The sequence below is a fragment of the Burkholderia sp. Ac-20392 genome (genome assembly GCF_017104585.1).
Lineage (GTDB): Bacteria > Pseudomonadota > Gammaproteobacteria > Burkholderiales > Burkholderiaceae > Burkholderia > Burkholderia lata.
Genome location: NZ_JAAGPB010000567.1, coordinates 1 through 4,927, shown reverse-complemented (window position 1 = coordinate 4,927; position 4,927 = coordinate 1). Strand labels below are relative to the sequence as shown.

The 4,927-nt window shown below is 65.2% G+C and carries 2 protein-coding genes and 1 pseudogene; all 3 read left to right on the top strand.

Annotated features, from left to right (window positions below):
- Positions 1-294 precede the first annotated feature (294 nt).
- Positions 295-1,551: an efflux RND transporter periplasmic adaptor subunit gene (locus tag G3N99_RS34605; RefSeq protein WP_206124616.1), complete on the top strand. Its 1,257-nt coding sequence runs from the start codon at positions 295-297 to the stop codon at positions 1,549-1,551.
- Between the two features lie 15 nt (positions 1,552-1,566).
- Positions 1,567-4,758: an efflux RND transporter permease subunit gene (locus tag G3N99_RS34600; RefSeq protein ID WP_206124615.1), complete on the top strand. Its 3,192-nt coding sequence runs from the start codon at positions 1,567-1,569 to the stop codon at positions 4,756-4,758.
- Between the two features lie 2 nt (positions 4,759-4,760).
- Positions 4,761-4,927 (top strand): annotated as a pseudogene (locus tag G3N99_RS34595) (multidrug transporter); the annotation flags it as partial.

The following is a 4,927-nucleotide window of genomic DNA, read 5'->3' as shown; positions in this document are numbered from 1 at the left end:
GCCGGCCGCTGCACGGGCATTCATCGAATTTGCCGGCGCCGCATTCCGGCCCGCGAGCTAGCGGCCCGGTTGGTCGCCGCAACGATGCCCGCCCGCCAGGGCCGCGGGCTCATGGTTCTTTTTTTCCACGGAAGCAGTTCGACGAACGAACGCTCCGCAGGGCGCAACGCACGCCCGAAATACGCGACCGCAGCCGCGGCAAACAGGAAGCGACAGCATTCCGGCCGCGCGTGCAGGTCACGAGGAGATCTGGTGATTCCCATTGAAGGTCGTCTATTTGTGAGAGGTCGCTCCATGCGCGTCGAACGGGTTCCATACCGCTTAATCACTGCTGCAACGGCTGCCGTTTTCCTGGCCGCGTGCGGAAAAAAAGAATCGGCGCCGCCGCCGCAAACGCCGGAAGTCGGCGTCGTCACCGTCCAGCCGCAGGCCGTGCCGGCGGTAACGGAACTGCCGGGTCGCACCAGCGCGTTCCTCGTCGCACAGGTGCGTGCGCGAGTCGATGGCATCGTGCTGCGCCGCGAATTCACCGAAGGCACCGACGTCAAGGCCGGTCAGCGCCTCTACAAGATCGACCCGGCGCCGTACGTCGCGGCGCTGAACAGCGCAAAGGCGACGCTCGCAAGGGCACAGGCGAACCTCGTCACGCAGAACGCGCTGGTCGCACGTTACAAGGTGCTGGTGGCCGCGAACGCGGTCAGCAAGCAGGACTACGACAACGCAGTGGCCACGCAGGGGCAGGCCGCGGCGGATGTCGCGGCCGGCAAGGCAGCGGTCGACACCGCGCAGATCAACCTCGGCTATACCGATGTCGTCTCGCCGGTTTCGGGCCGCGTCGGCATCTCGCAGGTGACGCCGGGCGCCTATGTGCAGGCGAGCCAGGCGACGCTGATGTCGACGGTGCAGCAGCTCGATCCGGTGTACGTGGACCTTACGCAATCGAGCCTCGACGGGCTGAAGCTGCGTCAGGACGTGCAGAGCGGCCGCCTGAAAACGAGCGGCCCGGGCGCGGCGAAGGTGTCGCTGATCCTGGAAGACGGCAAGACCTATTCGGAGCCGGGCAAGCTGCAGTTCTCGGACGTGACGGTCGACCAGACCACCGGCTCGGTAACGATTCGCGCGATCTTCCCGAACCCCGGCCGCGTGCTGCTGCCGGGCATGTTCGTGCGTGCGCGGATCGAGGAAGGCGTGAACGAGAACGCGTTCCTGGTGCCGCAGATCGGCGTCACGCATGACCAGAAGGGGCAGGCGATCGCACTGGTCGTGAACGCGGCCAACAAGGTCGAGACACGTCCGTTGACGACGGCCGGCACGTACGACCAGGACTGGATCGTCGAAGGCGGTCTGGAAGCGGGCGATCACGTGATCGTGCAGGGCGTCGACAAGGTGCGTCCGGGCGCGACCGTGAAAACGGTCGCCGCGCAGCTCGCACCGGCGCCGGACGCTGCGTCCGGCACACCGGCAAGCGCCGCGAATGCGTCCGGCGTCGCGCCGGCGAGCAACGCCGCCAATGCTGCCGCGCGTTCGACCGCCGCGTCGGCCGCGCAATAACGAGGAGTCCGTTTCATGGCCAAGTTCTTTATCGATCGCCCGATCTTTGCGTGGGTGATCGCGATCGTGCTGATGCTGGCCGGCGTCGCATCGATCTTCAAGATGCCGATCGCGCAGTATCCGACGATCGCACCGCCGACGATCCAGATCCAGGCGAACTATCCGGGCGCTTCCGCGAAGACGGTGGAAGACACGGTGACGCAGGTGATCGAGCAGCAGATGAGCGGTCTCGACAACTTCCTGTACATGTCGTCGACCAGCGATGACTCGGGTAACGCGACGATCACGCTGACCTTCTCGCCGGGCACGAATCCGGATGTCGCGCAGGTGCAGGTGCAGAACAAGCTGTCGCTTGCGACGCCGAACCTGCCGCAGGTCGTGCAGCAGCTCGGCATGCAGGTCACGAAGTCGAGCAGCAACTGGCTGATGTGGTTCGCGTTCAACTCCGAGGACGGCAGCATGTCGAAGGAGGACCTGACGAACTATGTGGCGTCGCACGTGCTCGATCCGCTCAGCCGCGTGAACGGCGTCGGCCAGACGCTGCTGCTCGGTTCGCAGTTTTCGATGCGCATCTGGCTCGACCCGGTCAAGCTGACCAACTACAGCCTCACGCCGACCGACGTGTCGGCCGCGATCACGCAGCAGAACGTGCAGATCGCGGGCGGCCAGATCGGCGGCACGCCGGCGAAGCCGGGCACGATGCTGCAGGCGACGATCACCGAATCGACGCTGCTGCGCACGCCCGAGCAGTTCGGCAACATCCTGCTGAAGGTCAACCAGGACGGTTCGCAGGTTCGCCTGAAGGACGTCGGCCGCGCGGCGCTCGGCTCCGAGAACTACACGTTCGACACGAAGTACATGGGGCAGCCGACGGCCGGCCTCGGCATCCAGCTCGCAACCGGCGCGAACGCGCTGGCGACCGCGACCGCGCTGCGGGCGAAGATCGACGAACTGTCGAAGTATTTCCCGCACGGTCTCGTCGTCCACTATCCGTACGACACGACGCCGTTCGTGCGCCTGTCGATCGAGGAAGTGGTCAAGACGCTGCTCGAAGGGATCGTGCTCGTGTTCCTCGTGATGTACCTGTTCCTGCAGAACCTGCGGGCAACGATCATCCCGACGATCGCGGTGCCGGTCGTGCTGCTCGGTACGTTCGCGATCATGGGCCTCGCCGGCTTCTCGATCAACACGCTGTCGATGTTCGGCCTCGTGCTTGCCATCGGCCTGCTGGTCGACGATGCGATCGTGGTCGTGGAGAACGTCGAGCGCGTGATGGCGGAGGAGGGCCTGTCACCGAAGGAGGCGACCCGCAAGGCGATGGGCCAGATCACCGGCGCACTCGTCGGCGTGGCGCTCGTGCTGTCGGCGGTGTTCGTGCCGGTGGCGTTCTCGGGTGGCTCGGTCGGCGCGATCTATCGCCAGTTCTCGCTGACTATCGTGTCGGCGATGGTGCTGTCGGTGCTCGTCGCGTTGATTCTGACGCCGGCACTGTGCGCGACGATCCTCAAGCCGATCCCGCAAGGGCATCACGAAGAGAAGAAGGGCTTCTTCGGCTGGTTCAACCGGACTTTCGACCGCAGCCGCGATCGCTATACGGGGGGCGTGAATCACGTGATCCGTCGCTCGGGACGCTGGCTCGTGATCTACCTGGCCGTGTTCATCGCGGTCGGCGTGATGTTCGTGCGCCTGCCGAAGTCGTTCCTGCCGGATGAAGACCAGGGCTACATGTTCATGATCGTGCAGACGCCGTCCGGCTCCACGCAGGAAACGACCGGCAAGACGCTCGACAACATCAACACGTACCTGACCACCACCGAGAAGGACGTGGTCGACTCGGTGTTCACGGTCAACGGCTTCAGCTTTGCGGGCCGCGGCCAGAACGCCGGTCTCGTGTTCGTGAAGCTGAAACCGTACGAGCATCGCCAGCGTTCGGACCAGAAAGTGCAGGCGCTGATCGGCCGGACCTTCGCGCACTACTCGCAGTACAAGGACGCGATGGTGATCCCGTTCAACCCGCCGTCGATTCCCGAACTCGGGACGGCTGCCGGCTTCGACTTCGAGCTGACGGACAACGCCGGTCTCGGCCACGAAGCGCTGATGGCCGCGCGCGGGCAGTTGCTCGGGATGGCCGCGAAGGATCCCGCGCTGGCACTGGTGCGCCCGAACGGCCTGAACGATACGCCGCAGTACAAGGTCGACATCGATCGCGAGAAGGCGAACGCGCTCGGCGTGACGGCTGCTGCGATCGACCAGACGTTCTCGATCGCGTGGGCGTCGCAGTACGTGAACAACTTCCTGGATATGGATGGCCGGATCAAGAAGGTGTACGTGCAGTCGGACGCGCCGTTCCGCATGACGCCGGAAGACATGAACATCTGGTACGTGCGCAACAACGCGGGCGGCATGGTGCCGTTCAGTGCGTTCTCGACCGGCCACTGGAGCTACGGTTCGCCGAAGCTCGAGCGCTACAACGGCGTGTCGTCGATCGAGATCCAGGGGCAGGCCGCGGAGGGCAAGTCGACCGGCCAGGCGATGGCTGCAATGGAAGCGCTCGCGAGCAAGTTGCCGGAAGGTATCGGCTACTCGTGGACGGGCCTGTCGTTCCAGGAAATCCAGTCCGGCTCGCAGGCGCCGATCCTGTACGCGATCTCGATCCTCGTCGTGTTCCTGTGTCTCGCGGCACTGTATGAAAGCTGGTCGATTCCGTTCTCGGTGATCATGGTGGTGCCGCTCGGTGTGGTCGGCGCGCTGCTCGCGACGATGCTGCGCGGGCTCGAGAACGACGTGTTCTTCCAGGTCGGCCTGCTGACCACCGTGGGCCTGTCCGCGAAGAACGCGATCCTGATCGTCGAGTTCGCTCGCGAACTGCAGACGAAAGAGAACATGGGGCCGGTGCGCGCGGCGATCGAGGCGGCGCGTCTGCGGCTGCGTCCGATCCTGATGACGTCGCTCGCATTCATGCTCGGCGTGCTGCCGCTTGCGATCAGCAACGGCGCGGGTTCGGCGAGCCAGCATGCAATCGGCACGGGTGTGATCGGCGGGATGATCACGGCGACGTTCCTCGCGATTTTCATGATCCCGATGTTCTTCGTGCGGGTTCGCGCGATCTTCAGCAGCGAGACGGAAAACGTCGACGACGCATGGCGTCTCGTGCAGGGTGACCTGCAGCGCGGTCACGACGACGCACACGATTCGAAGGGGCAGTAACGATGCAAAAACACGCTTTGACTGCAACCGCGGCCGCCCTGGCTGCCGCGTTGTTCGCTGCGGGCTGCACGATGGCGCCGCATTACAAGCGGCCCGATGCGCCCGTCGCGCAGGCGTACCCGGCGGGTGGCGTCTACGCGACGCAGCCGGACGCCGCGCGTGCGCGCAG

Coding starts and splice junctions, on each gene's coding strand:
- G3N99_RS34605 (WP_206124616.1), top strand. CDS start 295: ATGCGCGTCGAACGGGTTCCATACCGCTTAATCACTGCTGCAACGGCT.
- G3N99_RS34600 (WP_206124615.1), top strand. CDS start 1,567: ATGGCCAAGTTCTTTATCGATCGCCCGATCTTTGCGTGGGTGATCGCG.